Raw genomic sequence first — 26,319 nt, 5'->3', positions numbered from 1 at the left:
GCTAATATAAGCGCAGGGTTATCAAGCGTGCTCTGTAGCGTTTCGAGCCGAACTGGTGGTGTCCACCTGCTCAGGAAACGCTCTAGGATGCGGCCACCGCCGGACGATTGGCGATGGCCCTGCACATGAGCTCCATGAAGTCGTTTTCGTCGCGGACGTCCGAAATCTCGGACGCATCCACCTGGTAGCCGAAATTGTCGGCAAGTGCCTGATAGCGGGGCAGCCGGTCACGCATCAGCGCCTCAAAGCCCCAGACACCGAAAGCGTCGGGATCGACGTCGTTATCGTTGGTAACGCCGTTCAATCGCTTGAACTCTTCCCATTTGGTCACGAGGAATTGGGGCGGATAATATATTGGCTTAGGGTTGGCCCTGTATCTGTCGATGAGGCGCTGAGCGTCATCATCAGTGCCGCGCAGATACAGCAAAGCAGTGGTTTCGGTCAGCGCCTTGACCACCGGATCCTCGCAATTGTGTGGATCGAGAACTTCGATCAGCGAGCCGCCGGTGTCGCACATGAAGTTGTCGTAGCCGTAGAGTGTTTTGGCACGTTCGATGAAGTAGGGAACATCGAGGAGAGCATAAATTTCGGCGACCCTGTGCTGTTCCTGCCGGCGCTGATATTCGGCGAGGGGCAGGCCGCCCTTAGCCGGATTGCCGGGCCTGCCGAGATAGCTTGAGAGCGGATCGAGATTGTCGAACGAGATGTTGGACTGGATGGAGATCGAGTCCGAGCGCAGCAGTTCGGCCAGAAAAGGTACCTTCATCGCCTCGCGCTTGAAATTGTCGACTATGAACTCGCCCATATGCCGGGTGCCGATGCGGAAATCGACCGAGAAGTGAAACCAGCCCGCGCGGCGAAGGCTATTGCCCAGCCGCGTCTTGCCGACGCCAGCCATGCCAAACACCGTAACGGCCTTGAGGGGCAGGGCGCGGAATTGGTCGGCGGAGGCAAACAGCATGGGGCGAGTCCGGGCAAATTTGGAAAATCCGAATGTGCTGACTGCTTAGATTCATATGGCGCAGCCGTCCAGTCATTCGCTGGAGGGCACCAAGCTCGCGGCGGCAAGTACAGCACACGCAAGAGAGCGTGCGCGCGACCACCTGCCAAGACGCCGGGGAGGGAAAAAATTGCCGGGTGGTCGGCGGAAATTTCCTGACGACACGCCGCTATGGGCGCGTTCCAAGTCATAAAAGTCAACAAAAACAATGGCTCGTGAATCTGGCACTGCGTTTGCATTGCTTGATGCGAATGCGCGTCCTCAGCGTGCAGGAGTTTGGGCTGTCGTGATCCCGTGCCGCAAGGCTGGTGGCCAGTTTTGGTCGGGGTCGCTCGTGTGACGGAGAGTAAAATGGGTATCTATGGGGCATTGTCGACGGCCGTTACGGGCATGGCGGCGCAGTCTTTCGCGCTCGAGAATATTTCGGGCAACATCGCCAATTCGCAGACCACCGGCTACAAGCGCATGGAGACCGGATTTATCGATCTGATCCCCGATGCAGCTGTAGGTCGGCAGAAGCCCGGCGCGGTGCTCGGATACTCGCGGTCGACCAATGACGTGCGCGGCGATATCATTACCTCGCCCACTGGAACCCACGTCGCATTGAACGGTTCGGGGTTTTTCGTTGTTGCTGAAAAGACCGGCACGTCCGACGGCAGCTCGGTGTTTGGCGATGCCAGCTATTACACGCGCCGCGGCGACTTCGAGATGGATCGTGAAGGCTATCTGCGCAATGGTGCCGGTTACTTCCTCAAAGGCGTGCCTATAGACACCACGACCGGCAACGTTGCAGGCTCGGTGCCCGAGATGGTTCGTGTTTCCAACGGCTTGATCCCCGCCAAGGCCACCCAGCGCATCGTTTATGAAGTCAATCTGCCCGATACGCCCGCAGTGGGACTGGCAGCCGATTTTGCCACGACGCTTTCGACTACCGGTGATCTCGATGGCACAGAAACGCTACAGGGGGCCGCTCCGGGCCTCGGCTGGACAGCCGGCGACACCTTTACCATCGCAGTTGGCGGCGGAGCGACCGAAACCTTCCAGGAAGGCGTTGACGGAACGTCGCTTCAAGATCTCGTGGATTGGGTTAATTCGTCGGTTCCGGGGGCAAAGGCTGCGCTGGATTCAGAGGGTCGCCTGCAGATCACTGCAAACAATACCACCCACGCCCTCACTATCGGGGGTACTGGCGCTATTGCCGGCGTTGCTTCCCAGCCAGTGCCAGCATCGCCAGAAGCCAATAGCGATTTCGTTGCGCGTTCCGTCGAGGGCGGCGCGATCACTGTTTATGCGCCCAATGGCGCTTCGGTGAACGTGCAGATGCGTTGGGGCAAGGTCTCAAACGAACCGGACACCTGGCGGCTGTATTACATGAGCGAAAGCACACCTCAGACATGGTCCGAGGTGCCAGATGGCGAGTTCACCTTCGATGAGGGTGTTCTGCAGTCACAAGGTGGCGCTTCAGTCTCGCTGACCGAGCCGCTAAGGCTCAACCTGCCTGGTCTGACCATCAACGGTACCGAGGTCGGTGACGTCGAGCTTGATCTGGGCGCCGGCGGGTTGACCCAGTTCGACAATGCCAATGGGCGGGCTGCCGTTTCGACATTGAACCAAAACGGGTATCCGGCTGGATCGTTCATGTCGGTTGCCATCAACGATAGCGGCCGCGTCGTGGCCACGTATTCCAATGGCGAGCAAATCGAAATTTTCCAGCTGGTGACAGCAAACTTCAACGCCGAAAATCAGCTCAAGCGGCTCGATGGCGGTGTCTATTCCGCCACTGCGGCATCGGGCGAGGCTATCCTTTCCACAGATGGTGGGATCACCGGTGGCGCGCTGGAATCGTCAAACACCGACATTTCGGAAGAGTTCACTAAGTTGATCGTGACCCAGCAGGCCTATTCTGCCGGAACCCGTATCGTTTCGACGGCGGATGAGATGCTCCAAGAAGCCCTCAACATGATCAGATAGTGGGCCGGTGAGGGTGGGCTGCCAATTGTGGCTTTATGCGTTGCCGGTGCGCACGTACTTAAAAGTACGCTGTGCTCCGGTTCTCGAAAGCCACCTTTCTCGCTCCACCCTGATCCGCCCGGCAAAGGCTGCGGCAAGACTTTTATGGAGTTGATGCGATGGGATTGAGTTCGACGTTATCGAATGCACTGGGCGGCATGAATGCCAGCCAGCGTGGCATCGATGTCGTTTCGCGCAACATCGCCAATCAGGGCACGCCGGGCTATCATCGGCAGTCCATTGTCATTGAAGAAACTGCTTATGGGACGAGTGCGCAGGTGCGCTCTTCGGCCCTGAGCCGAGCTTTTAACGAAGCATTGGAAAAGCAGCATCTGGTGGCGGTGTCTTCGGCCAGCTACCATGATGTGCGCAGCAATTTTCTCGAGCGGATGCAGATGCATCTGGGCAAGCCGGGCGACGCCAACTCCCTCGATACCCTGTATGGGGGTTTTGAGAATGCGCTGCAGGCGCTGGTGACCAATCCCAATGACGTAACGACACGCGCCGGTGTTCTCAATACCGCCCAGCAGCTGGTCGAGCAGCTCAACACGCTGACCGGTGCCGTGCAGGAAATGCGCCGCGAGGCCGAGCAGCAGATTTCCAACGGGGTTTCCGAGCTCAATCGCCAGCTTACGGCGTTGGCCGACATCAACGTGCGTATCCTTGATATTTCGCAGGACCAACAGGCACGGCTGTCGCTGATGGACGAACGCGACCGGCTGGTCGGGTCGATTTCCGAGCTTGTCGATGTACGCTCCACTTATCGTCCCGACGGAACCGTCGCGTTAATGACCGAGAGTGGGGTAGGCATTCTCGACGTCGAAGCCTCCCAGTTCGGATTTCGCTCCGGGGGCGGTCTCAACTCAAGCTCGCTTTTTGACTCCGATCCGACCAAGAGCGGTGTTGGTGAGTTGACGCTGCGGACACCGTCCGGGCTCGAGGTCGACCTGGCCAGCCAGAACCTGCTGTCATCGGGGCGGATTGCCGGGCTTCTCGAGCTGCGTGACACGACGTTGGTCAATATGCAGGACCAGCTCGACGAGATCGCTGCCGGGCTGGCCCAGGCTATGAACAGCGTCAATACCGTTGCTGCGCCCGACGAGGCGACGCCAGATCTCTATACACTCGATCTGTCGGGCATGACGACGGGCAATACTGTTTCCCTGACCTATAATGACGGGATCCGCGATCGTTCCATCCGTGTGGTGGCGATGGGCGATTCATCAAACTTGCCGCTCGCATCGCCCAACGCCAAAGGCGAAAAGGTGTTGGGCGTCGATATCTCGGGCGGCGATCCTGCGGCGGCAATCGCAGCGGCGCTGGCCGGTGAATTGCCGGTCTCCGCAGTGATCAGCAACGCCGGTGGCGAGCTCTCGATCGATGGCACTGCAATGCGGGCCATGTCGTCCCAGATCAGCGTGAGCGGGACGCAGGACGGAACCGGCGCGCTCAATCTGTTCGTGGACTCCCGCGGCGAGCCCTTTACCAATGCTCTGGACGGCAATGGGCAAAAGCAGGGCTTTGCCGGGCGGATCTCCATCAACAGCGCGTTGATCTCCGACCCCGCGCAACTTGTCCAGTTTGCGAGCGGGGTTTCGCTGGGCGATGCGACACGTCCGCAATTTCTGCTCGACAATCTCAAGTCGATGCAGTTCGTTTCCGACAAAATGACCGCGCTTTCCGATGGAGGCGTGCGCCTTTCGGGCAAGGTGACCGATCTTATCGGCCAGATGATCAATCATCAGGGCAATGTGGTTTCCAAAGCCCAGTCTGCTACCGCTTCGGTCGGCTATACGCTGCAATCGATCACCACGCGCATGAGCGCCGAATACGGCGTGAACGTTGATGAGGAGATGTCGCGGCTTATGCAACTCCAGAACGCCTATTCGGCAAGCGCCCGTGTGGTCTCGACAGTTCAGGAACTGATCGATGCCCTGCTGGCCATGTGAGGTCTCATGACGATCATCAACAAATCGCTGTATCCGGTTTCCTCGACGCTTTCGACTATCACCTCGATGCACAAGAAGCTCGAGAATTTGCAGCTGCAACTGGCAACCGGCAACCGCTACAACACATTGTCGGAAATGGGTAGCGACCGGGTTCATGATATCAATCTGCGTGGCCGCCTGTCGCGGATCGAGGGGTATCAATCCAACATTCTGACCGTTGAGAATCGTCTGAGCTTTTACACAAACGGCCTTCAGCGGCTTGACGATATCGAGGGCGATGCACGGGCGCTGGCCGTTCCGAACGCTTATGGCACCGACGGTATCAACCTCACGAACGCGCGCAATCAGGCGACCAATCTGCTCAAGGAAACCATCGATATTCTCAACACTGACATCACTGGTCAGTTCATCTTTGGTGGCAATAAGTCAGATACAAAGCCGGTTGCCAGTTTCGACGAAATCATGAACGGTCCCAACGGGTTCGTGCGCTACACGCAAAACCGCAATTCCGAGGATATGGGAACCGCAGCGGGCAATTCGGGCCGTCTCAACCAGGCACTTGCGGGCAGCACAATCTCGCTGACCGAGGATGGCGATCATGATTTCGGATTCAAGATCGCGTCGGTGACCGCGACGGGGACTGCAATCAGCGCTGCGTCCGGTCCAATCGACCCGGCGTTTCCCGATGCCGAACAGGAAATGACGATTACCGCCGGATCGGTGGCTGCCGTGGGCGACACGGTCACTGTCGGCGTCACGTTCCCACATGATCGCGACACCGTGCGCTATTTCACATTTACCGCGACCGACACCGACCCGGTGCCTGCCAATGGCTTTGCCGTGGGAGCCGACGCCGATGAAACTGCGGCCAACCTCAACGCTGTGATCGCCGGCAAGCTGGAATCGCTGACAAAGACCGATATGCGATCGTCATCGACCTATGCGGCGGCTGACGGCTTTTTCAATGGCATAGGCGAAGCGCAAGACCCTGCGGCATCAGCATGGTATCGCGGGCAGGATAGCAATAATCCGCGCCAGACGGTATCAGCCAACATCGATGAGAACACCAAAACTCAATATGGCGTGCAGGCCAACGAGAAGGGGTTCGTCGAACTTATCAAGGGACTTGCAGTATTCTCGGTGTCAGAGCTTTCTCCGCTCGATGCCGAAAATGCGGGGCGCTATGATGCGCTGGTTTCCATTCAGCGCTCGCGTCTGTCCGAAGATAACAACGCACAACCGGGTGCCATCGAAGTCATCACCATGGAGCTGGGTATCGCGTCCTCTACGGTCAATACAGTCAAGGAGCGTCACTCCCAGTACGGCGCTCAACTGGAGACGATGCTGGCCGAGATCGCTTCAGCGCCACGCGAGGAAGTTGCCATGATGCTGCTCACGCTGCAGACCCAGCTTCAGGCCAGCTATCAGGCCACTGCGATGGCGAGCCAGCTCACTTTGGTCAATTTCCTGTAAGCTCTGCGCTGTTTTCAAAAGAAAAAGCCCCGGTATTGGCCGGGGCTTTTTTGTATCGAGATTGACGTGAGGTCCTTAGCCGTTGCCGCGAAGGCCGGCTGAAATCTGTCGATTGATGTTGATGAGCGCATCGAGCTTGGCCGGTTCGGCGCCGCTGAGCAGCTCATAGGTTTGCCCCATGACAAAGATGCCGAGATTGGCAATGTTCTGACGAACGGGGTCGGGCAGGGGGCTGTCGTCCTTGGTCACTGCCTGGACGAAAATTGACCAGACCTTGCGGTTCTTGTTCAGCGTTTCTTCGAGCTGGTCGTAATGCTCGGGCCAAGTATCGCGGATATTTTGCAGGCGGGAAGCGAGGCGAGCAAGCAGGTTGGCCTCAAGATCTCTCGGACTCGCCGTCTGTTGTGCGGTCCTCTGATAAGCGAGTGCCCCCTGATGTTGCATTTGCCAGCAACTCCCCTTCGTATTCGATAAGCTTTTTTGCAGCCCTGAGAGCTTTGTAGAGGTCGCCGGTTAATATCTCATTATTGATAGTATCGACATACGACAATGTGGACGGCGCGGCCCGTACCATAGCGTTGATGAGTTCGAAATAACTCGTTGTAAGCTTATCGACATTGCCTTCCACATACATGATCTGGATCGCCAGATAGATGGCCTTGGCGGGCGTATCAGCCGTCGTTGCGGACAGAATGTCTTTTTCGCGCAGGATCGGCGCCTTGCCCTCGATAAACAGACGGGTGCGCTGGTCCGAATTGGTGATAACGCAGCTGCCCACGATCAGCTTTTCACCAGGTTTCAACTCGACCTTGAGCGCCATGATTCTTTTCCCTGTGGTTTTGCGAACTATGGGTGCTGCGGGAAAAAAAGAAAAGGGCGGGCCTTCTGGCCCGCCCTTTTCCGCATAGGTTATTCCCGTTCTGGGAACTTCAATCTTAGAACAGACGCAGGACCGCCTGATCAGCCTGCGAAGCCATCGACAGAGCTGTCGAGGACAGCTGCTGGCGTGTCTGCAGAGCCAGAAGGTTGGCGGCTTCCTCATTGGCATCGGCCAGGGTGAGGTTGGACGCACCGGTCTCCAGCGTGTTGATCATGTTGTTGGAGAAGTTCTGACGATTTTCAACGATGGAGAGCGAAGAACCGAATGCCGAAGACTGCGAACGAACGGTGTTGATCGCGCCCTTCACATCGGAAAGCAGGGTGTCGATGTTTTCATCAGAATCGAGATCAGCTGCCTGCAGATTGGTTTCAATACCCAGCGTGGTCGAGTTGACCGAAGCGCCTTGTTCGCCGTCAATCTTGGTCTGGATGTTGAGTTCGGATGTACCAGTTTCGTTGAACGTGATCTGCAGATTATCGCCGCGGAGCAGGTTCACACCGTTGAACGAAGCGTCATCGGCAAGTTTGTCGAGCTGATCGCGCAGTTCGCGGAACTGATCGGCAAGACCAGCGCGGACGGTGTTGCCCTCGATGGAGTTGGCGCCCGAAGACGTTCCGTCAATCTGGCCGGCGCTGGATGCACCGTCAACAGTGAGATCGTCGGTCGAAAGGTTTTCGACACGGAGCTTACCGTTGTCGTTGGAAGCGCGGATTTTGCCTTCGAGTGCCGACGAGTTGTTGATCTCGCTGACCAGTTGGTCGACAGTCTTGGATTCGCTGGCGACAGCTTCGACGCCGTCGGTCGATGCCGTGGCGCTTGCGATACCGATGTCTCCATCCACAGCTGAATCCGAAGTGGTGACTGTGAAGTTCACGCCATCAGCGTTGGCCATATCGAGACCTGCGGCAGTAGCTGTTGCCGTAACGCCGGCTGCTGCGAAAGCTGTGTTCATTGCAGCGATCTGCGTGGCGTTGTCGTCGGTGCCGTTGAACGTAAAGGACGCCGTGCTGCCGTCGTCACCTGTCACGGTGACGGATTCACCGTCCAGAGCCTGCAGGTCGGTGCCGGTGCCGGTGGTCAGGTCAGTGCCGGCCGCGCCTGTAAGAGTTGCAGGCGTTACGGTTACTGGAGCCGAGCCGAGCGCGATATCGACCGCAGTGTCACCAATTGCACCACCGGAGAACGACAGCGTATCGGTGTCAGAGAGACCTTCGGCAACGTCGTAAGACGCTGTCTGGAAGGACTTGTCCTGACGTGCCTGACGCAGCGTGGACTGCATGGATTCGAGGGTCTTGGTGATCGCAGTAAGACCGTTGTCGGCAGCTTCCAGGGTCTGGATGCCGTTTGCCATGCCGTCCAGAAGGGCGTTCATGTCGCCAGCGCGGCTGTTCAGCGAGGAAGCAGTGAAGAAGTTTGTCGGGTTGTCGAGAGCCGAGTTGACTTTCTTGCCAGTGGCAAGCTTGGTCTGGGTCGCCGACATCATATCGGCGGTGTTCTGAAGGGACATAAGGTTCGAGCGAACCGCCTTCGAGAGCGTTACATCAGACATATAGAAATCCCCTTCTAGGATTTATGCAATTTCAAGCGCCTCTTCCTGAGACGGCTGACCCGACACTGTGCGACATCTTCTAAAAGAACGGTTAAAGCGTCGGTGGTGATCTGAAATATCGCGCAATAAAAAAGGCGGGCCGAAGCCCGCCTTTTCGATTTCGAATTCGGCCGGCTTAGCCGAACAGGCGCAACACCGCCTGATCGGCCTGGCTGGCCATGCTCAATGCGGTCTGCGAAAGCTGCTGGCGAGTCTGAAGGGCGAGAAGATTGGCGCCTTCCTCGTTGGTGTCGGCCAAAGTCAGGTTGGCGGCGCCGGTCTCGAGCGTATTGATCATGCGCTTGGTGAAATCTTCGCGGTTCTGAACAACGGACAGCGTGGATCCCAGATCGGATGCCTGCGCCCGTACTTCATTGAGGGCGTTCTGCAGGTTGGACAGCAGGCCGTCGATGTCGGCGTTAAGGTCAAGATCTTCAGGGTTGAGTTCGAGCAGCCCAAGATTGGCGACGTTGATCGCGCGTGGTTCGCCCTTCGAATTCTTGGCCTGAATTTCGATTGTCGAGCTGCCGGATTCGTTGAAAACGATCTTGAGCTGGTCGCCCCGCAGCAGATTCACGCCATTGTAGGACGCATCCTCGGACAGTCGATCGAGTTCGGTGCGCAGTTCGTTGAACTGGCGGGCCAGGCTGGCGCGAACATCATTGCCCTCGATTTCGGACTGGCCGATGCCACCGGTCATATCGTTGTTGGTCAGGCCGGTCATCGTAAGCGGGGTGGTGGATCTGTTCTCGACCCGTAGTTTACCGTTGTCGTTTGAGGCGCGCACATGGCCCTTGAGATCGGCATTGGCATTAATGGCCGACACCATATCGTCGACAGTACGGGCACGCGTGCCGGTCGACAATCCAGTGCCATCGGCGATACCTGTTGTACCTGCCGTAGCAGTTTCGGCGAAGTTGGAAACCTCTATGGATGCAGCACTGCTGCCCGCGAAAGCGTCGGTGGTCAGTACCATATCGCCACCATTGACGCTGGCCGTGGCGGCAACGCCGGCATTGTCGAGTTTGGCGTTGATGATGGCCGCGAGCTCATCAGCGGTGACAGCCGTGGCATCGGCGACAGCGCCGGGCGATGTAATGTCGGCGTTGGTGACGGCGATGGTGACGGGGTCGCCACCATGCACGGCAACGTCGAAGCTGAGGCCATCGCCCGCGCCTGAAAGATCTATGCCGGCAGGGGTGAAGGTGCCGGCAGCGAGCGCAGAGCGGGAGGCCGTGAGGTCGACATCGAAATCGGTCCCATCGGGCAGGGCGCCGCCTGCAAAGTTGAGCGCCTCTGTGCCAGTGGGCGTGGCCGCCACGTTCAGGTTGTAGCTCTGTGTCTTGAACGAATTGTCCTGCCGGGCCTGGCGCAGCGTCGACTGCATCGATTCGATCGACTTGGTGATCGAGGTCAGACCGTTGTCGGCAGCTTCGATGGTGCGGATGCCGTTGCTCATGGCGTCGAGCAGAGTGCCGATGTCAGCGGCGCGGCCGTTGAGGGACGCAGCGGTGAAAAAATTTGTGGGATTGTCGAGGGCCGAATTGACCTTCTTGCCCGTGGCCAGACGCTCCTGGGTCGCGTCCATCATCTTGGCGGTGTTCTGGAGGTGCAGAAGGTTGGAGCGAACCGCTTTCGATAGCGTCACATCAGACATGGCCAAAACCCCCGTCCTTTATTGGCATAAACAGAATCACTCCCTCATTAGGAGCGCGTTAACTATACAGTGCTTCGCCAAGTGCTACTGAATGGTTAACAAAGTCTGATCGAGCAGGGGTAAATTTACCTTTTGGCCTCACACCGAGCGGTCGCGAAGTGTCAGGCTGGAGAGGGGCGGCTGCCAGGGAGCGCTGCGCAGAAGCAGGGTCGCGCTGGCTGGTGTTTCGGCGTTGGACAGCGTCGAGGCTATAAGGCTTGCATCGAGCAGGGTGGCCGAGGAAACAGAGCCTTCAAATCCCTGGTCTTCCTGGGGGGCGGGATGTTTCCGGTGTTTTGCGTTCGGGCGCTTGGGAAGCGGCTGGCCGAGGCTGGCCCCGGCGGAATCGCGGATACGATGAGGCGGCGGTGCCGCCGGTCGTTCGACCGGCCGCGCCATGGCTGCAGAGATCCCCAGCGGGCCCTGCTGCGGTGGAATGAACCCCGTCACCTGTTAACCATTCCTCTGGCCGATGCGGCAAAAACTGCCGGGCAGATTGTGCCGCAAAGGCTGACAGGCGGGTTAGGTTGGGTCGTCGAATTTTAAGAAAGTTGTATCAAATCGGGAGCGGGTAAGTCCGGGCGTTAGAGCGCCCGGTTGATGGATATGCCCTTCATGGACTCTTTTGCCGGTTGGGGAGGCTGACCGGCAGCGCCATAGGTTTTTGGCTTGGCGTTATTGCCAGCGGAACGCGCTACGTCCGAAAGCAGGGTCTCGGTTACAGTGCGGGCGGTGGCCAAAACGCGAAGATTTTCGGCCATTTGCGTGGCCAGGGCTTCGTGGCCGCGGCGCAGCGTGTCGATGCGCGTGGGCGCTTCTGCCTTGAGCCGGGGGGCGGCGCGCTGGATGGCGCGGGCTAACGTCACGTAATCCTGGGCAAGCTGGGTCTTTTCTGCCGTAAGTGCAGTCGCATCGCGCATATGTCCGGCGCGCAGATAGGTGGTTTCGCGGTTCATAACCTCGACAAGTGCACCAAGTGCTGTTTCGGCGCGGGCGCAAAGAGAGTCCGCATCCAGGGATTCAAGCGCGATGAGGCGTTCGGCGGCGGTCATTTCGTATAAGCTCCCATGGATGAGATTTGAGGCGCGCTGGTTTGGGCTGCCTGCGTTTCGATAAGGGCGGCGACCATCTGGTCGGCGATGCCGATGCCGCCGGCCTTGGCCATTTCGGCAGCGTACTGTTCGGACATCATTCCGCGCCAGGTTTCTTCGGCATAGCCGCCACCGAACATTGAGTCGGTCTCAAGGCCCTTGAACATTTCCGAAACCAGGGTGTTGAGAAACACACCTTCCAGTTCGGTTGCCTGCTTGCGCAGATTGGAGAGTGCGGACGCGGAATTTGGCAGTGCGGTAAAGGCGGGATTGAGATTCATCAGATGACCTCGATTTCAGCCTGCAGCGCCCCGGACGCCTTGATGGCCTGCAAGATCGCTATGAGATCGCGCGGGGAGATGCCCAGTGTGTTGAGGCCATCCACAAGCTGTTGCAGCGAGATCGACTCGGGGACTACTGCGAGCTGTGTGGCGTCTTCGGTGACATCGATCTGGGTGCGTGGCTCAACGGCAGTCACGCCGTCAGTAAAAGGTTCGGGTTGAACGATGTTGGGGTTCTCGGCGATGGAAATCGTCAGATTGGCGTGAGCGATGGCTACAGAAGACACACGGACATCGCGGCCGATGACAATGATGCCGGAATTTTCGTTTATGACGATGCGTGCCGCCTGATCGGTCTGGATGACCAGCTGTTCGATGTCGGTGAGCAGGTCGACGATGTTGCCGTTGAAATTGTTGGGAAGGGACAACCGAACATTTGCGGGGTCGGTTGGGATGGCGACCGGCATGCCGATGAGATCATTGATGGCCAGAGCGATGCGGCGCGAGGTCGTGAGATCGGGGTTGCGCAACGAAAGGCGGACAGAGTGCTGGGCGCCCAGTGCGAAGTTTATTTCGCGCTCGATCAGTGCGCCCGAAGATACCATGCCGGTTGTGGGCACGCCCGAAACGACAGTTGCAGCGTCGCCCTGGGCAGTAAAGCCGTTGATAAGCACCGGGCCCTGCGCGATGGCATAGGCTTCGCCGTCGGCGCCGAGCAGCGGGGTAACCAGAAGCGTGCCGCCCTGCAATGACGAGGCATCACCCATGGCGGCAACCGAAATGTCGATGCGCGATCCCTGGGTGGAGAAGGGAGGGAGATTTGCAGTGACCATCACGGCGGCAACATTTGCCGTGCGCAGTGTTTCGCCGCGGGTGTTTACGCCCATGCGCTCGAGCATGGCGATCAGTGACTGGCGGGTGAATGGCGAATTGTTGAGGCTGTCGCCAGTACCGTTGAGACCGACAACCAGACCATAACCGATCAACTGGTTGTCGCGAATGCCTTCGATCTGCACGATATCCTTGATGCGCGCCGGCGCAGCAATGGTGGGCGCTACCGATGTCAGTCCGATCGCTGCGGCGGCGATAACGGCCAATGTCGTGCGAAACAGTCCTGGTCTCATTTTCAATCCGATTCCCCGTTTCCGGGCGACGCCTATCGTCCCCACGATGGTGCGTCGCTATTCACAGGCAATAGAGCGAAAACCGTGCCAAACAAGGTTGTTGGCTTTTAACCAATTGAATTTATTGCGCTAAATCTGGCAGATCGAAGATGGCATGTGCGTGGAGTGGGCAAGGGTTGCCGGGTTGTTAAGAGTAAATTAACACCCTTAGGCAAAATCTGCCGGTTAGCAGTCCATTAACCACGAGCCAACTGGGCCAGATATGCGGATCGACGGAACAGGGCGGATCATTTCAACGAACCGGCCAGGCACCGCTGCGAAATCGTCGGGGCCGGCGTTCCAGATCGAGACGGGGCAAGGCACGGCGCGCAGTGCGCAAGCATCTGCGCCCATCGCCGCCGGGGGGATTGATGCACTCTTGGCGCTTCAGGCCGCCGACGATGCAACGACCGGTCGCCGCAAGGCTGTCAAAAGAGCCAATTCGCTTCTCGATCTGCTCGAAGACATCCGTGCCGATCTTCTTGTGGGGCAAGTGGGGGAAGGGCGCCTGAACCGCGCAGTGGCCCTGTTGCAGCAGGCAAAGGCGCATATCGAACCCGCTCTCGACGAAATTGTCGCCGATATCGAATTGCGTGTGCGCGTCGAACTGGCCAAGCTGGGGCAATTTCCCCGGATCTAGAGACAACGGCGCCATGGAGCGGGGGGTCGGGGCCGCCCAAAACCTGATGGCGTTTTTGATTGTGTTGCAGCCTGTGTCCTGATTGCGGCACCTCACGATCTTGTTAACGGGACATCAACTTTCCATTTGCTCGAAAAGATTGACGCCACTATACAGGCGGCGACCTGATGCAAAGGGGGAGTGAGTCTTACGATGTCGGTCGAGGCCCTTGCAGACGATTACCGTCCTTCCGCGGACGAAGAATTTATGAACGCGCGTCAGCGTGAATATTTCCGTAAGAAGCTAAACACCTGGAAAGACGAGATACTTCGCGAGAGCCGCGAAACTCTTGAGAACCTCCAGGAAGAAAATACCAATCATCCCGATATGGCTGACCGAGCATCCTCGGAAAGCGACAGGGCGCTCGAACTGCGCACCCGCGATCGGCAACGCAAATTGATCGCCAAGATCGATGCGGCGCTCAAGCGGATCGAAGATGGATCCTATGGTTTTTGCGAAGAAACCGGCGAACCAATCGGCCTTGCTCGTCTTGACGCCCGCCCGATTGCGACCCTGAGCCTTGAAGCCCAGGAAATGCACGAGCGGCGTGAAAAAGTCTATCGCGACGATTGATTTCCAGCGCTGTTGATTTATGCGTCTTTGCCCCATCGGTTTCTTTGCCGGTGGGGTTTTTATTTCACTGCAAATGGTATTGCCAGCCGGTCTGAAGATTTTCGATGGTTAATTTCCCCGCCGACCTCTTCCCTCTCCGGCAAATGAAAACCACGCGATCGGTGTTTGCCGGCACTGTTTCGACAGTGACGGCCATAGTATTTTTTGCTGCTTTTGCCATCGTTTACCTCCTATGGCTGATGCCCGATGTCTGGCGCGACATTCAGATCGTCCGAAATCCTGTGGTGTTGACCGAATTCAGTATCGTGGGCGGCGAGTGCAGTCCCAAGAGGGGCTCTTTAAAACACTGCGACCTCGATCTGTTCTATGCCTATGAAGGCAGAGCGATCAAAACCCATTCGTCCTTTGCCTTCGTAGATCCTGTGACGCCCGATTATTCGGTTCGCCTCGTGATATCGGCCGACCGGCCAGAACTGGTGACGATCGATCTTGCGCTGGACGGATTATGGAAACGGATTGTAGTGGCCAGCGTGTTCATAACGGTTTTTGTTGGAATGGCCGCACTCTGTCTCATCCTCCTGCGCCGTATCGTGCGGAACAACGCTGCGGCGCGGCGCGGCGGCCTCGTTCGTCCGGTCCCGCTGGAGATCAGGCAAACCAGGACACTGTTTGGCGGGACATTCATATCGTATGTGCCAGTTCTGCCTGATCCAAAGAAGCGCTTCACCGCGACAGCACGCTTGCGCATCACGAGCGCGCCGATCCAGCGCTATGGCAACGATGGAACGTGCTATGCTCTGGGCGCGCAAATGGACGGAGTCGATCAGCCGATCCTTCTTGATGCGGATTTGACCCAGCTCGATTTTACGGCTCAGGAGAGGGTCGGCTTTGTCAGGGCACTGGAGCGAGCCGACACGGGTGCGCGCTAAAGTTTGGCCAATGCCGCTCCAGTCGAACTCAACTGATCATCCGCCAAGTGCGACTTCCCGTGTGATGGCTATGGCGTCGAGGAACGGGCGGTCGTGGCTCACTACAAGCAGTGCGCCATCATAGCCCCGCAACCCGGCCTCTACGGCTTCAATGGAGTCGAGGTCGAGGTGGTTTGTAGGTTCGTCGAGCACGAGCATTTGAGGCGGGGTGGTGCTGCCGAGTATTGAAGCCAGCCCTGCGCGTAGCGTTTCGCCACCCGACAGGGCGACGGTCGGCTTCAGGGCTTCATCCGCCTTGAACCGGAAGCGGGCCAACGCAGAACGGCAGGCGTTTTCGCTGGCCCCGGGATTAAGGGCGAGAAAGTTCTCGCGCACGGTCTTTTGCGGGTCGAGAATGGAGACTTGCTGGTCCAAAAATGCGTGGGAGACATGAACGTCGACAGAACCGGAAAGCGGTTTGATTGCGCCGGTGATGAGACGGAGCAGCGTGGTCTTGCCCGAACCGTTCGGGCCGACCAGTGCAACGCGTTCCGGGCCGGTGATAGCGAGGGAAAACTGGTGCAAGATTGGCGTGTCGTAGTCGTATCCTGCCGATACAGCATGGAGAGTCAGAACCTTCTTGCCGGCGGGCAGGTTCGTGGGGGGCAATGAGATCGTAACGTGCTGGAGCACTTCGATTTTCTCGCGCGCAGCTTGAGCATCTGAATCCGCCTGTTCGCGTAAGCGACTGGCAAGACGGGCATTATCGCCGGCCGAGTTTTCAGCTGCGTTCTTTCGCCCGTTGAGCAGGATTTTCGGCATGTCGCCTCTTGCGCGCTTGCGCTTGCCAGCAGCGTCCGATTTCTGCTGTTTCTCACGGGTCTGTTGAGCCTTTTTGTCGATTTGCGCAGTGCGGCGTTCTGCGCTGGCGAGGTCATGTCGGGCTGCTGCAAGCTCAATGGCTTTGCGTTCGCGAAAGAATGTGTAATTGCCGCCGTAGGCGGTAGCGCCCAAGCTGGTCAATTCGACTATGGCATCCATGGTTTCGAGCAGTTCGCGGTCGTGACTAACGACGACTGCACCGCCGCGCCAGGAGGCGAGGAGGTCAATGACAGCTTGGCGCCCATCCCTGTCGAGATTGTTGGTCGGTTCATCGAGCAAGAGGAAGTCGGGATCGGCAAACACCAGTGCCGCAAGCATGGCGCGCGTACGCTGGCCGCCCGATAGGGTTTCGAGCAGAGTATCGGCCGTTGCGGGAAGCGCAAAGCGGGCAAGCGCATCGTCCAACCGCGCCTCTAATGTCCAGTCGACGTCGACAAGTTCGTCGGCGCTGGCGGTTCCGGCTGCGGCGCGGGCGAGAATGGCAAGCTGGTCGGTGGCGCCGAACAGATCGGCAATGGTTTCACCTGGCTCTGCCTTGAGCGATTGCCGTAGCAGGCCGATCGTGCCGTCTATGGTGACGCTGCCCGATTGGGGCGAGGTCGCGCCGGTTATGAGCCTGAACAGCGTTGATTTTCCCACGCCATTACGGCCCACAAGGCCGGTACGCTGGTCGGAAAAGGCGAGGTCGAGCTGGGAAAAAAGCTGCGTGCCGTCAGGCGTTGAAAAGCCGAGGGCTGAAAGCGTGATGTGTGCGGGCATGAGTTATGGAATCCGTTCCGAGGCAATAAAGGGTTGCTGTCGGAGAGAAATCCATTTGGGCACACATCCTGTTGGTGTTGCAGTTCGGCTTCAAAATAGTCACGAGGCCGCGCAAGTCAAGGCGGAGCGATTGACACGCCTTGTGGCTTCGGGCTTGTTGTTGGCATGGGCATGAAATCCATTTTGACTATTACGGCGATCGCTTTGACCGGATCATTTGCGACCGGCGCCGCCGCAATGGATATTTCGCTTGGCTCGCAAGTGCGGCTGAGCGCGGGCTATCTCACGCTCAACCACGACGCTTCGACCATGACGCCACCATCGCGCTCAGGGTTTGAGAGCTACGGTAATCCAACATCGATCTTGAGCTATGAGCCGCTCTACAGCGCCGATATCGAATTTGTGCTGACCGGGCGCGGCGAGGAGGGCTGGTTCGATCTCGTGGCCGGTTTCCCCATCGCTGCAGGCGGCACTTTTGGGGACAGGGATTACGAAGCCGGACAGGCGCTATATTCGGAGACATTTAGCGACATCACGCTGGGCAATGGTGGCAGTGTCGCTCTACGCTATGGTTTGCCAAGCGATGAACCGCTCGTCTGGAACGACGTGACTGTGCGCCCTTATGTGACGGGTGCGCTGGGACTTGAGCGCTATGGCATGGATGGGTTGCGGTGTGGCGGTGCATGTCCGAGCGGCCCAATTGCGTCGAGCGTGACGGTGATTGGCCATGACCAGCTCTCGGCGTCGGCGGGACTTGGCGTATGGCTGGAAAACGAGATTTCCGTGACTGAAACCGTCGATTTGCGGTTCGAGATCAATGGTGGCTATCTCGGCGTTACAGACAGCCATTATCTGCGTCCTGATCTGGGAACCGTGCCGAATGTCTTTTACGACCTGGCCACAGTGGGCGGGCTGGCCGAAACGGCCTATCGCTATGAGACCGAGAATGGCGCCGAGCTTTCGGCCAGCGTTTTCGCCGGAGGACAACTGGGTCTTGGTGGCGTGACGTTCGGCAGTGAGGACGGGCCACAGACCGGGCCACTATGGGCCTGGTCCGTGGCGGGGCATGCGGGCGTTACCGTGGGTGCGAGCGTGCCGTTTTAGGTGACAAACACCGCCAGCGTTGCTTTCCCAGCAACCCCTTTATCCGTACCGTTTTTTCAGATGCGCTATGAAGATGTCCGGGTCGAGCGTTGAACCGGTGGCCCGTTTGATCAGATCGGGGGTAGAGTAGCGCGATCCCTGCGACCAGACGTTTTCGCTCCGCCACGCGTTGACGCCGGAGAAATCGCCATTCGAGATTTCGTCGAGAACGCTGGGGCGCGCCTTTTCGATGGCTTGCCATTGTTGAGCGGCCAGCATGGCGCCCAGCGTGTAGGAGGGGAAATAACCAAACGCACCGCCAGACCAATGGACGTCCTGCATCGGGCCGTCCTTGGGGTTGTCGATGGTCGAAAGCCCAAGATATTCGGTCATTTTGGCGTCCCATGCTTCAGGCAGATCAACGACCTCAAGTGCGCCTGAAATCAGTGCCTGTTCGAGTTCGAACCGCAAGATGACGTGGAGGGGATAGGTCACCTCATCGGCGTCGACGCGAATGAAGCCCCGCTGGACTTTGTTGACCTCGGCTACAACGTCCTCGATCTCCCAGCCCTTGAGGGCGTCCTCGCCAAGGTGACGGGCGACAATGGGCATTGCCCAGTGCCAGAACTGGGGCGCGTGAGCGAGTTGCTGCTCGACAAAAAGCGACTGGCTTTCGTGCATTGCCATGCCGCGCGCCTGGCCGATTGCCATGTGAGAGAGGTCTTTTGGGAGGCCCTGCTCGTACAGCGCGTGACCGGTTTCATGCAGAACGCCCATCAGGGCGGTGAGAAACTCGTCGGTTCTGTAGCGCGTGGTCATGCGCACGTCGGTGGGCACGCCGCCGCAGAAAGGATGATGGGAAACGTCGAGCCGACCATGGGTGAAATCAAAGCCCAGCGCCTGCATCATCGACAGACCAAGCTCGCGTTGTTTTTCGATGGGGAAGGGGCCTTCGACCGTTTTTGCCGGGCGCTTGGCATAGCGCCGCTCTTGCGCATCGAGGGCTTCGGGTACGAAGTCGACAAGAAATGTCTTGAGCTTTTCGAGAACAGGGGCAACGTCCGCCATGCGGTTTCCGGGGTCGAACTGCTCCATCAGTGCGTCATAAGGCGCAAGGCCAAGGCGATCTGCGCGCATCTGCGCTTCTTCGCGGGCAAGTGCAACGACGCCTTCGAGAGCAGGGGCGAAATTGGCCCAGTCGTTTTTGGCGCGCAGATCACGCCAGAGCTGTTCAGATCGCATTTCGGCCTGGGATTTGCGGCGTACGAAGTCGGTCGGCAGGCATGTGGCGTTCGTGTATGTGCGCTGAAACTCGCTGACGGCCAGCTTTTGATCATCGGAGAGATCTTCGCTTTCGGCTTTGGCAATCCAGTCAGCAATTTCTGGGGCCGTCGCGGTTTCGTGGCGTAGGCCGTAAAGGTACGACACCGACTCAGCGCGCTTTTCCCCGCCGCCAACCGGCATATTGGTTGCCTCGTCTGCCGAGAGGATGGAAATTGCGTGCTCGATGGATTCGAGCTTTTTTCCGAGGGTTTCGAGGTCGGCGTAAGACATGGAGCGCTCCAGAACGGGGGTGTTGAGGCGGTTGTAGAGTATTTGGGCGGGGTTCGGGAAGAGCGCCAAAATCAATCCAAACGGGAATTGAGGCTTGCTGAAAAAGAAAGGGCGCAGCGGGGAGGCTGCGCCCTTCTTCTTTTCTGGTCGCGTCCCCGAAGCGAAAAACCGGTTTCCGCTTTTTCTGGGGGCGCTCCAGGTCCGGCCCGACGGGGAGACGGGCCGGGAACCGGATTGCCGCAAATTTGGGGAACGGCAGCCGGTTGGGGACTTTGGTGCCGTGTCAGAACGGCAGGATGGCGTCGAGGATCTGCTGGCCGTAGCGGGGCTGCTGGACGTCAGTGATCTGGCCGCGCCCACCGTATGCGATGCGGGCTTCTGCGATCTTGGTCGAGGAAATCGTGTTGTCCGAGCCGATGTCTTCGGGCCGTACAATGCCGGCAACAATCAGATCGCGGACTTCAAAATTGACGCGCACTTCCTGACGGCCTTCGATGACAAGGTTGCCGTTGGGCAGAACCTGAGTGACCACAGCAGCGACCTGGGTGGTGACGCGCTCGGAACGGTTGACCGAGCCATTGCCGGCATTGGCAATGCCCGATGTCGTGCCGAGTGCTGCATCGGCCGATACGTCGGCAGGAGCAACTGAATTGAAGATGGAGCCCAAGGCGCCGTTCAGACCTGTGGTGTTGGACGATTGCCGAGTTGCCGAGGTGGTGTTGCCGATCTGGGCGCGATCGTCGATGGTGACGACCACTGTGAGGATGTCGCCGATCTTTGCTGCACGCTGGTCCTTAAAAAAGCCGCGGGCATCGGACGAGAAAAGCGAGTTGGGCTGATAGGTGGCCGGTTCGGCAGCGGGCATGGGCATGGTCACCGGGCGATAACCGGCAGTCACCGTAGGGTCGACGATTGGCGTCAATGCGGGCGCCTGGCCCACATTCGCCAGTCGATCGGTGGTGGCGCATGCGCCGAGCGCTGAAACGAGCAGCAGGCCCGTCGCGATCTTGATCAGTGTGTTCATTTCAATATTCCCCGTTGGTTTTAAGGTGTCGCGCTTCCCCAAGCGCGACAGACCGAAAGATCAGAGCCCGGCGATTTGCTGGGGGCCCGAATAGACTGTGACAGTTCCGTTCTGCGTGGCGACGCCCTGCAGAACCTTGTTGGTCATTGTGTTGAGTACCGATACCGGCTGCGACAGGCTGGCGGCGTTGAGCGCCTTGCCCGTTGTGGTGAGCGTTAGCGCACCCTGCTGGAAGACGACCGTGACGTTGTCGTTGCGCGAAATGATTTCCGGCGCCGCGATGTCGGATGGCTTGAGCATGACGCCTTCGCGCGTCTGGCGCTGGAGGGCCATACCCATTATTTCGTCAACAGCGACAAGGCCGATGGATTCGGCGTAGGCGAGCGGGATCATGCGCATTTCGATATCGTTGGCACCCAGAATGGTGCCCTGAGGCAAAGTGCGCGTGAGATGCGGTGCAGCGATCATAAGCTGGATCTGACCCGAGATGTCGAGCGGGCGCTCGATGCCTGAGACCTGGAATCGGGCCGAAAAGCTCGAGGAGCCGGGCATGTAGCGCAAGATGGTAAGCGCTGCCGGGTTGACGGTGTCCGCGGCAATCATGCCGGGCAGCGGCGTATCGAGTGCGATGTCCATTTCCATGTCGGCTGTCAGGATGCCCTTCGAGCGCAGATCGTCGGCGATGAGACCGGAGAGCAGGTCGCTGCCCACTTCCACACCCGTGCGCGCGACGCGAATACGGTCGAAGCCGGCAGGCTCGAAGTCTTCAATTCCCGCCGCCTGAACCGCCGAGGCGATGTCTTCAAGCGAGAGTATGCCCGAGGTGCCCGGTGCCGGCGCACGAAATACAGCGGTTTCGGCCGAAAGGCCTGCGCCGTCGAACAAATCGCCAACGGTTACGATTGCAGCGCTTACGGTCACGTCGCCGCGCAGCATGGGCTCGGCCTGGGCCGCGCCGGCAAGAGTGCAAAGGGCGATTGCAATGCCTGTGCGTTTGAGAAGCGAAACGATCATTGTTGGAACCCCCTAGTTTGAGAAATCAGCGAAGCTGGGCAGTGGCCTGAAGCATCTGGTCGGCGCCAGAAATCACCCTTGCGTTCATTTCGTAGGCGCGCTGGGCTGCTATGAGGTCGGCCATTTCGGTAACGGCATTGACGTTGGCGCTTTCGAGATAGCCCTGGAGCAAGCTGCCCATGCCTTCGACACCGGGCACCCCGATCTGGGCTTCGCCTGAAGCGGCAGTTTCAAGGAACAGATTGTCCCCCATCGATTCCAGGCCAGCCTTGTTGACGAAGCGTGCCATTTGGAGCTGGCCGAGCTGAACGGGCTCGGTGCCGCCGTTGAAGAAGCCTTCGACAACGCCATCGCGGCTGATGGAAACCGACGTCGCATCGGCTGGGATGATGATGCCGGGTTCTATTTCGTACCCATCGACCGTGACCAGCATGCCGGTCGAATCGCGCTCGAATGTGCCGTCACGGGTGTAGGCTGTGCGTCCATCCGGCATGTTGACGATGAAATAGCCTTCACCGCGAATGGCGAGATCGAGTTCTTTTTCCGTGGGCGCCACATTGCCCTGGCTCATGATGCGGGCCGTGGCCGCAACGCGGACGCCCGAGCCGATTTCGATACCGACAGGAACCTGTGTTCCGGTTTCCGATGTCGACGAGCCGGCGCGGCGGTGGGTTTGATAGAGCAGATCCTGGAACTCGGCGCGCTGACGCTTGAACCCGGTGGTCCGCATGTTGGCGATGTTGTTGGAGATAACTTCGACATTGCGCTCCTGGGCGGCCATGCCGGTCGATGCGATATAAAGTGCTTTCATCGGTCTTGTCCTTGCTGGCTGGCTCAGGCTTGGGTGTCGCCAAGCCGCTGGATGGCGGAGCGGCGCAGTTCGTCTTGCTTGTTGATGAGGTCGGCGAGCGACGAGTAAGCGCGGGTGACGCGGATCATCTCGCTCATCTCCGACACGCCCGACACGTTGGAGCGCTCAAGCGCGCCCTGAATTACGCGGGTCGAACCGTTGGCGAGCGGTGTGCCGCCGGCAAACATTGTGTCGCCGGTCCGGGTCAGGGCCTGTGGGTTTTCAAATTCGACGACGGCCAGCTTGCCCTTGTTGCCGGCGCTCGATGTGATTTCGCCGCCGGCAGTGATGGCGATGTCGGTTTCGTCAGCGCCAAACACTATCTGATTGCCGCCATCAGCGAGGACGGGAAACCCGTTCTGGGTAACAAGGATGCCGGCTGCGTTGATTTCGAGCGCGCCATTGCGTGTGTAGCGGGTGCCTTCGGGCGCATCGACGGTCAGAAAGCCGTCGCCTGAGAGCGCGACATCGAGCGGGTTGCCCGTCTGGGTCATCACACCTGACGTCAGGTCGTGCATCGTTGCCCAGTCCTGGACGTAGGACAGTTGCTGGCTGCCATTCGGGAAGCTGCGGTCGGCGGCGACCGGCATTACGTATTCCTCGAACAGGATCGCCTCGGCCTTGAAACCGGTCGAGTTGATGTTGGCCAGATTGTTGGCCACGACATCCATCTGCCGTTGCAGCGCCATCTGGCGCGACAGTCCGATCAGTTGCGCGTTCTCGATCATGCGCGTTTCCCCGTTAAAACCTTTGAGTGCCCCTGCCTCCCCAGGCCGGGTCTCTCGCAGATAGTAATGCAGGAGGCGTGCCAACTCGATAAATCTATATAAAACAAAGTGTTAGATTGGGAGTGCGGTGCGGAGCGCCCGGCAAGAGCTTGGTGGCTGGGAAAAATCTACCCGGCAATAACTGCCGCCCGTAGTCAAATCGTAACCATTCATTAACCCTGTCGGGATTAGCTGGACGTGCAGCAAAAGCGCTTGAAAACCGGGGGATTCGGAAGACTGGCATGAGTGATGTGACTGAAACAGATGTTAACGCCACATCGGATGCGGCACCCGTCAAGAAGGGGGTTCCCAAGCTCGTCCTGATCGGCGGCGGTGTTGCTGTTCTGCTTCTGGTTGCAGCCGCTGGCGGGTGGTTTCTTACCCAATCGGGCGATGGTGGTGGAGAGCGTGGCGGCGATGCAGAAGTTGCTGCCGAAACCGCGTTCTTTGATCTGCCCGACATTATGGTCAACCTTAACAATGCGAGCGACGGGGCTGAATTCCTGCGGCTGCGCATCGCACTCGAAGTGCGCGACGAGTCGATGATCTCGGCGATCGAGCCGCGCATGCCTCGCGTACTCGATACCTTTCAGGTGTATCTGCGCGAGCTGCGCTCATCGGACCTCGAAGGCTCCGCAGGGCTCTATCGGCTCAAGGAAGAGTTGCTGCGTCGCGTCAACCTCGCCGTCTATCCGGCGAGCGTGGACAACATCTTGTTCAAGGAAGTACTGGTTCAGTAGCGGGCGATCATGGCCAACGAGACAGGAAAATCAGAAGGGGCGCTCGGGGACGATTGGGCAGCCATGCTCGAAGCCGAGGCCGGCGGCGGGGATGACGTCGATCGCGTTCTCAACCAGGACGAAATTGATTCCCTTCTCGGATTCGATTCCAGCGCTGCGTCCAATGTCGAGCTGACAGGGGTTCGCGCACTCATCAATTCCGCGCTGGTGTCCTATGAACGCCTGCCGATGCTTGAAATCGCCTTTGACCGTCTTGTGCGGCTGGCGACAACCACGCTGCGCAATTTCACTTCGGACAATGTCGAGGTCACTCTGGAGTCGATCACGTCGGTTCGTTTCGGGGATTATCTCAATTCCATTCCGCTTCCGGCCATCCTCTCGGTTATCAAAGCCGAAGAGTGGGACAATTTTGGGCTGCTGACAGTCGATAGCGCGCTGATCTATTCGATGATCGATGTCCTGTTGGGCGGCCGGCGCGGATCGAGCGTCATTCGTGTCGAAGGTCGGCCCTACACGACAATCGAGCTGGCACTGGCGCGCCGGATGATTGAACATATTCTCGACGATATGCATAAGGCGTTCGAGCCACTGGCGCCGGTCAATTTCAAACTCGACCGCATGGAGACAAATCCGCGGTTTGCCGCCATTTCCCGGCCGGGAAACGCGGCGATCCTTGTCGAGTTGCGCATCGATATGGACGATCGCGGCGGCAAGATCGAAATCATGTTGCCCTATGCAACAATCGAGCCGATCCGCGAGCAGTTGCTCCAGATGTATATGGGCGAGAAATTCGGCCGCGACCCGATTTGGGAGGGGCACCTTGCCACCGAAATTCACGCTGCCGACACCGAGGTTTCGGCAGTACTGCACGAATTGCATCTGCCGTTGTCCAAGGCGCTCAATCTGGCTGAGGGCGACACGATTATGTTCGACATGACCCCGTCGGATCCCGTTACGCTGCGGTGCGGCGACGTCGACCTGACGCGGGCAGTGATGGGGCATATTGGAAAGAATGTTTCGGTCCGGGTTACCCGGCCGCTCAACCCGCCAAAAGTGACCATGGCGGCCTTCGAAGCGATGGAAGAAAAGGCGGAGGGCAAGTAATGCCTCTTGGACTGATGATAGAAATTGCCGTTGCCGTTCTTCTCGCAACGACAATCGGTTACTGCATTGTGCTCAACAACCGAATCCGGAATTTGCAGGCAGACCGTGCAGCGCTTCAGCAGATGATCGCCGACCTTGTGCAGGCCACTACAATGGCCAACGGCGCCATCAAGGGGTTGCGCGAGACTGCCGTTGAAGCTGATGAGAAGCTCAACACGCGGCTCAACGAAGCCGAGCGGTTTGCAATCGAGCTGGCCAACCACGTCAATGCCGGGCAGGCCGTCATGGACCGGATCGCAAAGATCACCCAGGCCGCGCGTTTGCCGGGCGGCGGTGGCGGCGGCGGTGGGGACGGAAGTCGGGCCGGTTCCGCGCTCAAGACACTTCAGGACCACCAAAAACGCCGGGAGCACGCTGCGTGAAACAGGTTCGCCTTCTGCCTGTCGTCGTTGTTGCGGCGTCTGCTCTGCTGTTGCTCAAGACTTTCGGTATTGTCTCCGGGCAGGGGTATATCCTTGGCGGGATGAGCGTTGCACAGGCAGCCGGCGGTGGGCAGGTGGCAGAGCAGGCGGTAACCGATCCGGCTGCGGAGGCCGAAGCGGACGGGGAGGAGCCTCAGACCGAGCTTTCGGCCGCAGACGCGGCAGCGCAAGCGCTGTTCGAGACCTTTCCCGCTGACGACGCGGACCTGGATGCGCTCGAGGATGCACCCGAAGCAGCGCCTGGCTCGACAGAGGCAATCATTCTTCAGCGGCTTGCTGAACGCCGTACAGAGCTCGAGAGCTTCGCAACGGAACTGCAGACGCGTTTGGCGGTTGTCGAGGCTGCCGAAATGCGGATCGAGGAGCGCATGAGCGAACTGAGCGCCATGGAAACGCAGATCAATGCATTGGTCGATGCCCAGGAAAATGCGGAAGCAGAGCAATTTGCGGCCATCGTCGCCATGTATGAGAACATGCGGGCCAGTGACGCAGCCACAATCTTCAACGATCTCGACGAAACCGTTCTGGTGCGCGTTGGTCAAGCGATGAACCCGCGCAAGCTCGGCCCGATCATGGCAAAGATGATCCCTGCCAATGCGCAACAACTGACGGTTCTCCTCGCTCAGACAGGACCAAGCGGCCCGGTTCAACCGGCGGCGCAGGAGTTTGCGAATTTGCCCCAGATCGTCGGTCAATAATTTTGGCGCCGGATTCGCCCCGGCTGGTAATCCCATCTTAAGCGCTGCTGCCTAGTGTGCCCTTGAATTAG

26 protein-coding genes are annotated in these 26,319 nt (G+C 58.7%); 11 read left to right on the top strand and 15 right to left on the bottom strand.

Going from position 1 to position 26,319, the window contains the following annotated elements; translation table 11 throughout:
• Window positions 1-82: 82 nt before the first annotated feature.
• On the bottom strand, window positions 83-961 hold the full coding sequence (locus ACN0TA_RS10220) for an ATPase (RefSeq protein WP_417582485.1): 879 nt from the start codon (window positions 959-961) through the stop codon (window positions 83-85).
• A gap of 390 nt (window positions 962-1,351) precedes the next feature.
• Between ACN0TA_RS10220 and ACN0TA_RS10215 the strand changes: the two genes are divergently transcribed.
• The 3 genes from ACN0TA_RS10215 (at window position 1,352) to ACN0TA_RS10205 (ending at window position 6,432) form a co-directional block, all read left to right on the top strand.
• On the top strand, window positions 1,352-2,971 hold the full coding sequence (locus ACN0TA_RS10215) for a flagellar hook-basal body complex protein (RefSeq protein ID WP_417582483.1): 1,620 nt from the start codon (window positions 1,352-1,354) through the stop codon (window positions 2,969-2,971).
• Window positions 2,972-3,129: 158 nt separating this feature from the next.
• A complete protein-coding gene (gene flgK / locus ACN0TA_RS10210; protein ID WP_417582481.1) occupies window positions 3,130-4,959 on the top strand; it encodes a flagellar hook-associated protein FlgK in 1,830 nt (609 codons plus the stop codon).
• 6 nt (window positions 4,960-4,965) lie between these two features.
• Window positions 4,966-6,432 carry a hypothetical protein gene (locus tag ACN0TA_RS10205; protein ID WP_417582478.1) on the top strand — a complete coding sequence of 489 codons (1,467 nt, stop codon included), beginning with the start codon at window positions 4,966-4,968 and terminating at the stop codon, window positions 6,430-6,432.
• A gap of 75 nt (window positions 6,433-6,507) precedes the next feature.
• Here the strand turns inward: ACN0TA_RS10205 and flaF are convergent, their stop codons facing one another.
• From flaF to ACN0TA_RS10165, 8 genes are all read right to left on the bottom strand, one after another.
• Window positions 6,508-6,876 (bottom strand): flagellar biosynthesis regulator FlaF, encoded by a 369-nt coding sequence (flaF, locus tag ACN0TA_RS10200; protein ID WP_417582476.1) that lies wholly within the window; start codon window positions 6,874-6,876, stop codon window positions 6,508-6,510.
• Window positions 6,809-7,252, bottom strand: a complete 444-nt coding sequence (flbT, locus tag ACN0TA_RS10195) for a flagellar biosynthesis repressor FlbT (RefSeq protein ID WP_417582474.1) — start codon at window positions 7,250-7,252, stop codon at window positions 6,809-6,811. Before flbT ends, flaF begins: the two co-directional genes overlap by 68 nt.
• Window positions 7,253-7,367: 115 nt before the next feature.
• On the bottom strand, window positions 7,368-8,861 hold the full coding sequence (locus tag ACN0TA_RS10190) for a flagellin (protein WP_417582472.1): 1,494 nt from the start codon (window positions 8,859-8,861) through the stop codon (window positions 7,368-7,370).
• 175 nt (window positions 8,862-9,036) lie between these two features.
• Window positions 9,037-10,557 carry a flagellin gene (locus ACN0TA_RS10185; protein WP_417582470.1) on the bottom strand — a complete coding sequence of 507 codons (1,521 nt, stop codon included), beginning with the start codon at window positions 10,555-10,557 and terminating at the stop codon, window positions 9,037-9,039.
• Between the two features lie 138 nt (window positions 10,558-10,695).
• Window positions 10,696-11,046, bottom strand: coding sequence for a hypothetical protein (locus ACN0TA_RS10180; RefSeq protein WP_417582468.1), 351 nt, complete (start codon window positions 11,044-11,046; stop codon window positions 10,696-10,698).
• Between the two features lie 134 nt (window positions 11,047-11,180).
• The gene (locus ACN0TA_RS10175) at window positions 11,181-11,648 is read right to left on the bottom strand and encodes a hypothetical protein (RefSeq protein WP_417582466.1); all 468 of its coding nucleotides are present in this window, start codon (window positions 11,646-11,648) and stop codon (window positions 11,181-11,183) included.
• Window positions 11,645-11,968 carry a rod-binding protein gene (locus ACN0TA_RS10170; RefSeq protein ID WP_417582464.1) on the bottom strand — a complete coding sequence of 108 codons (324 nt, stop codon included), beginning with the start codon at window positions 11,966-11,968 and terminating at the stop codon, window positions 11,645-11,647. Before ACN0TA_RS10170 ends, ACN0TA_RS10175 begins: the two co-directional genes overlap by 4 nt.
• Entirely contained in the window at window positions 11,968-13,092 is a 1,125-nt protein-coding gene (locus ACN0TA_RS10165; protein WP_417582462.1) for a flagellar basal body P-ring protein FlgI, read from the bottom strand. Before ACN0TA_RS10165 ends, ACN0TA_RS10170 begins: the two co-directional genes overlap by 1 nt.
• 262 nt (window positions 13,093-13,354) lie before the next feature.
• Between ACN0TA_RS10165 and ACN0TA_RS10160 the strand changes: the two genes are divergently transcribed.
• From ACN0TA_RS10160 to ACN0TA_RS10150, 3 genes are all read left to right on the top strand, one after another.
• Window positions 13,355-13,771 (top strand): flagellar assembly protein FliX, encoded by a 417-nt coding sequence (locus ACN0TA_RS10160; RefSeq protein WP_417582460.1) that lies wholly within the window; start codon window positions 13,355-13,357, stop codon window positions 13,769-13,771.
• Window positions 13,772-13,963: 192 nt separating this feature from the next.
• Window positions 13,964-14,383, top strand: coding sequence for an RNA polymerase-binding protein DksA (dksA, locus tag ACN0TA_RS10155; RefSeq protein WP_417582458.1), 420 nt, complete (start codon window positions 13,964-13,966; stop codon window positions 14,381-14,383).
• A gap of 143 nt (window positions 14,384-14,526) precedes the next feature.
• Entirely contained in the window at window positions 14,527-15,312 is a 786-nt protein-coding gene (locus ACN0TA_RS10150; RefSeq protein WP_417582456.1) for a hypothetical protein, read from the top strand.
• A 36-nt stretch (window positions 15,313-15,348) separates the two neighbouring features.
• Here the strand turns inward: ACN0TA_RS10150 and ACN0TA_RS10145 are convergent, their stop codons facing one another.
• Window positions 15,349-16,932 (bottom strand): ABC-F family ATP-binding cassette domain-containing protein, encoded by a 1,584-nt coding sequence (locus tag ACN0TA_RS10145; RefSeq protein WP_417582454.1) that lies wholly within the window; start codon window positions 16,930-16,932, stop codon window positions 15,349-15,351.
• Between the two features lie 171 nt (window positions 16,933-17,103).
• Here ACN0TA_RS10145 and ACN0TA_RS10140 point away from each other — a divergent pair, with 171 nt between their 5' ends.
• On the top strand, window positions 17,104-18,036 hold the full coding sequence (locus ACN0TA_RS10140; protein WP_417582452.1) for a hypothetical protein: 933 nt from the start codon (window positions 17,104-17,106) through the stop codon (window positions 18,034-18,036).
• A gap of 39 nt (window positions 18,037-18,075) precedes the next feature.
• On the opposite strand, the gene ACN0TA_RS10135 is transcribed toward ACN0TA_RS10140, so the two are convergent.
• From ACN0TA_RS10135 to flgF, 5 genes are all read right to left on the bottom strand, one after another.
• Complete coding sequence (locus tag ACN0TA_RS10135; protein ID WP_417582450.1) at window positions 18,076-19,569, bottom strand: carboxypeptidase M32; 1,494 nt, start codon at window positions 19,567-19,569, stop codon at window positions 18,076-18,078.
• Between the two features lie 283 nt (window positions 19,570-19,852).
• On the bottom strand, window positions 19,853-20,593 hold the full coding sequence (gene flgH / locus ACN0TA_RS10130; RefSeq protein WP_417582448.1) for a flagellar basal body L-ring protein FlgH: 741 nt from the start codon (window positions 20,591-20,593) through the stop codon (window positions 19,853-19,855).
• Between the two features lie 60 nt (window positions 20,594-20,653).
• Window positions 20,654-21,607: a flagellar basal body P-ring formation chaperone FlgA gene (gene flgA / locus ACN0TA_RS10125; protein ID WP_417582446.1), complete on the bottom strand. Its 954-nt coding sequence runs from the start codon at window positions 21,605-21,607 to the stop codon at window positions 20,654-20,656.
• Between the two features lie 25 nt (window positions 21,608-21,632).
• The gene (gene flgG / locus ACN0TA_RS10120) at window positions 21,633-22,418 is read right to left on the bottom strand and encodes a flagellar basal-body rod protein FlgG (protein WP_417582444.1); all 786 of its coding nucleotides are present in this window, start codon (window positions 22,416-22,418) and stop codon (window positions 21,633-21,635) included.
• A gap of 23 nt (window positions 22,419-22,441) precedes the next feature.
• Complete coding sequence (gene flgF / locus ACN0TA_RS10115) at window positions 22,442-23,185, bottom strand: flagellar basal-body rod protein FlgF (protein ID WP_417582442.1); 744 nt, start codon at window positions 23,183-23,185, stop codon at window positions 22,442-22,444.
• Window positions 23,186-23,466: 281 nt separating this feature from the next.
• Between flgF and ACN0TA_RS10110 the strand changes: the two genes are divergently transcribed.
• Genes ACN0TA_RS10110 through ACN0TA_RS10095 form a run of 4 tightly spaced genes read left to right on the top strand, consistent with a single transcriptional unit; the run spans window position 23,467 to window position 26,248 of the window.
• Window positions 23,467-23,964 carry a flagellar basal body-associated FliL family protein gene (locus ACN0TA_RS10110; protein ID WP_417582440.1) on the top strand — a complete coding sequence of 166 codons (498 nt, stop codon included), beginning with the start codon at window positions 23,467-23,469 and terminating at the stop codon, window positions 23,962-23,964.
• A 9-nt stretch (window positions 23,965-23,973) separates the two neighbouring features.
• A complete protein-coding gene (gene fliM, locus ACN0TA_RS10105) occupies window positions 23,974-25,068 on the top strand; it encodes a flagellar motor switch protein FliM (RefSeq protein ID WP_417582438.1) in 1,095 nt (364 codons plus the stop codon).
• A complete protein-coding gene (locus ACN0TA_RS10100; protein ID WP_417582436.1) occupies window positions 25,068-25,490 on the top strand; it encodes a DUF6468 domain-containing protein in 423 nt (140 codons plus the stop codon). Before fliM ends, ACN0TA_RS10100 begins: the two co-directional genes overlap by 1 nt.
• Window positions 25,487-26,248 (top strand): MotE family protein, encoded by a 762-nt coding sequence (locus ACN0TA_RS10095; RefSeq protein WP_417582434.1) that lies wholly within the window; start codon window positions 25,487-25,489, stop codon window positions 26,246-26,248. Before ACN0TA_RS10100 ends, ACN0TA_RS10095 begins: the two co-directional genes overlap by 4 nt.
• The last annotated feature ends 71 nt before the right edge of the window (window positions 26,249-26,319 follow it).

Source organism: Pelagibacterium sp., from assembly GCF_048264985.1.
Classification (GTDB): Bacteria; Pseudomonadota; Alphaproteobacteria; order Rhizobiales; family Devosiaceae; genus Pelagibacterium.
Note: the sequence above shows the minus strand (reverse complement) of the source record. Positions and strands in the feature narration are given on the sequence as shown.

Coding starts and splice junctions, on each gene's coding strand:
- ACN0TA_RS10220 (WP_417582485.1), bottom strand. CDS start 961: ATGCTGTTTGCCTCCGCCGACCAATTCCGCGCCCTGCCCCTCAAGGCC.
- ACN0TA_RS10215 (WP_417582483.1), top strand. CDS start 1,352: ATGGGTATCTATGGGGCATTGTCGACGGCCGTTACGGGCATGGCGGCG.
- flgK (WP_417582481.1), top strand. CDS start 3,130: ATGGGATTGAGTTCGACGTTATCGAATGCACTGGGCGGCATGAATGCC.
- ACN0TA_RS10205 (WP_417582478.1), top strand. CDS start 4,966: ATGACGATCATCAACAAATCGCTGTATCCGGTTTCCTCGACGCTTTCG.
- flaF (WP_417582476.1), bottom strand. CDS start 6,876: ATGCAACATCAGGGGGCACTCGCTTATCAGAGGACCGCACAACAGACG.
- flbT (WP_417582474.1), bottom strand. CDS start 7,252: ATGGCGCTCAAGGTCGAGTTGAAACCTGGTGAAAAGCTGATCGTGGGC.
- ACN0TA_RS10190 (WP_417582472.1), bottom strand. CDS start 8,861: ATGTCTGATGTAACGCTCTCGAAGGCGGTTCGCTCGAACCTTATGTCC.
- ACN0TA_RS10185 (WP_417582470.1), bottom strand. CDS start 10,557: ATGTCTGATGTGACGCTATCGAAAGCGGTTCGCTCCAACCTTCTGCAC.
- ACN0TA_RS10175 (WP_417582466.1), bottom strand. CDS start 11,648: ATGACCGCCGCCGAACGCCTCATCGCGCTTGAATCCCTGGATGCGGAC.
- ACN0TA_RS10170 (WP_417582464.1), bottom strand. CDS start 11,968: ATGAATCTCAATCCCGCCTTTACCGCACTGCCAAATTCCGCGTCCGCA.
- ACN0TA_RS10165 (WP_417582462.1), bottom strand. CDS start 13,092: ATGAGACCAGGACTGTTTCGCACGACATTGGCCGTTATCGCCGCCGCA.
- ACN0TA_RS10160 (WP_417582460.1), top strand. CDS start 13,355: ATGCGGATCGACGGAACAGGGCGGATCATTTCAACGAACCGGCCAGGC.
- dksA (WP_417582458.1), top strand. CDS start 13,964: ATGTCGGTCGAGGCCCTTGCAGACGATTACCGTCCTTCCGCGGACGAA.
- ACN0TA_RS10150 (WP_417582456.1), top strand. CDS start 14,527: ATGAAAACCACGCGATCGGTGTTTGCCGGCACTGTTTCGACAGTGACG.
- ACN0TA_RS10145 (WP_417582454.1), bottom strand. CDS start 16,932: ATGCCCGCACACATCACGCTTTCAGCCCTCGGCTTTTCAACGCCTGAC.
- ACN0TA_RS10140 (WP_417582452.1), top strand. CDS start 17,104: ATGAAATCCATTTTGACTATTACGGCGATCGCTTTGACCGGATCATTT.
- ACN0TA_RS10135 (WP_417582450.1), bottom strand. CDS start 19,569: ATGTCTTACGCCGACCTCGAAACCCTCGGAAAAAAGCTCGAATCCATC.
- flgH (WP_417582448.1), bottom strand. CDS start 20,593: ATGAACACACTGATCAAGATCGCGACGGGCCTGCTGCTCGTTTCAGCG.
- flgA (WP_417582446.1), bottom strand. CDS start 21,607: ATGATCGTTTCGCTTCTCAAACGCACAGGCATTGCAATCGCCCTTTGC.
- flgG (WP_417582444.1), bottom strand. CDS start 22,418: ATGAAAGCACTTTATATCGCATCGACCGGCATGGCCGCCCAGGAGCGC.
- flgF (WP_417582442.1), bottom strand. CDS start 23,185: ATGATCGAGAACGCGCAACTGATCGGACTGTCGCGCCAGATGGCGCTG.
- ACN0TA_RS10110 (WP_417582440.1), top strand. CDS start 23,467: ATGAGTGATGTGACTGAAACAGATGTTAACGCCACATCGGATGCGGCA.
- fliM (WP_417582438.1), top strand. CDS start 23,974: ATGGCCAACGAGACAGGAAAATCAGAAGGGGCGCTCGGGGACGATTGG.
- ACN0TA_RS10100 (WP_417582436.1), top strand. CDS start 25,068: ATGCCTCTTGGACTGATGATAGAAATTGCCGTTGCCGTTCTTCTCGCA.